The sequence below is a fragment of the Bartonella sp. AP1QHHD genome (assembly GCF_042196265.1).
In the GTDB taxonomy this organism is placed as follows: Bacteria; Pseudomonadota; Alphaproteobacteria; order Rhizobiales; family Rhizobiaceae; genus Bartonella.
The window spans coordinates 1-1,086 of record NZ_JBHIPW010000030.1; the positions used below are offsets into that span (position 1 = coordinate 1).

Consider the following 1,086-nt stretch of genomic DNA (forward strand, 5'->3'; position numbering starts at 1 on the left):
ATAAAAAGTTGAAAATTCGTTAAAGAGGAATGCCATGAACTTCACTATGTTCACGCAACTTTTCGATAAAATTAACCAGGTAACACAAACATATGTCACGGGTATTTCCTCAAAAGCAATTGCTACAATTACACCTTTCGTTTCAATTGGAATCACGATCGCTTTCATCATCTACGGATGGCTTATCATTCGGGGCGCTATCGATATGCCACTCTCCGGATTTGTAAATCGTTTCCTGCGAATAAGTATTATTACTTCAATAGCCCTTACCACAGGACTTTATCAAAGTGAAATTGCCAATTTAATAACACAAATGCCCTATGAGTTATCAAAAGCGCTCATGACAAATCCACTCAATGATACACAGTTAATGAATTTATTGGACAAAGCAGCAACCAAAGGATTCCAATATGCAGGTCGTCTTTTCCAGGAAACCATCTTCTTCGAGGCCAATGGATTGCTTTACAGCCTCTTAGGTATCCTCATCTTGCTGGCAACAAGTTCCGTCGTGGCAATCGGCGGTGGTCTCGTCATACTGACAAAAATCGCTATTACACTTCTCGTAGGATTGGGCCCTATCTTCATCATTGCCTTACTGTGGCAACCAACCTATCGCTTTTTTCAGCAATGGTTAATCCAAGTCGTAAATTATATAATCCTCTTTCTACTCTTAGCGACTGTATTTAATCTGATGATGAATATCTTTGCAAACTACTTGAGTGATATGAAACTCGATTATAACCAGAATGTAGCAGCCATGTTTGGGGGAGCTCTCATCTTGTCCATTATATCCATCATGCTGTTACTCAAACTATCAAGCATGGCCAATTCTCTCGCAAAAGGCATTACATTTGGACATCTATGGAAACATAGAAACTAGAGGATGTAGCTAGAAAGAAATGATTCTCGTAACAGAAACTTTAAATGCACACGATAAAATAACAAGAATATCCAATCCTAAAGTAAAAAATATTCGCACTGAAATTGAGCTATTTTCATAAATTAAAAAATGAAATTAAGAAAAGATAAATTATCGTAAACTATACACTTTACTTTAGTGTCAAAATTATAATAATGACAAAAAAT

General features: G+C 36.4%; 1 protein-coding gene. It reads left to right on the forward strand.

Annotated elements, in window-relative coordinates:
- Window positions 1-34 precede the first annotated feature (34 nt).
- Window positions 35-880: a type IV secretion system protein gene (locus tag ACFIME_RS03300; protein WP_375684476.1), complete on the forward strand. Its 846-nt coding sequence runs from the start codon at window positions 35-37 to the stop codon at window positions 878-880.
- The last annotated feature ends 206 nt before the right edge of the window (window positions 881-1,086 follow it).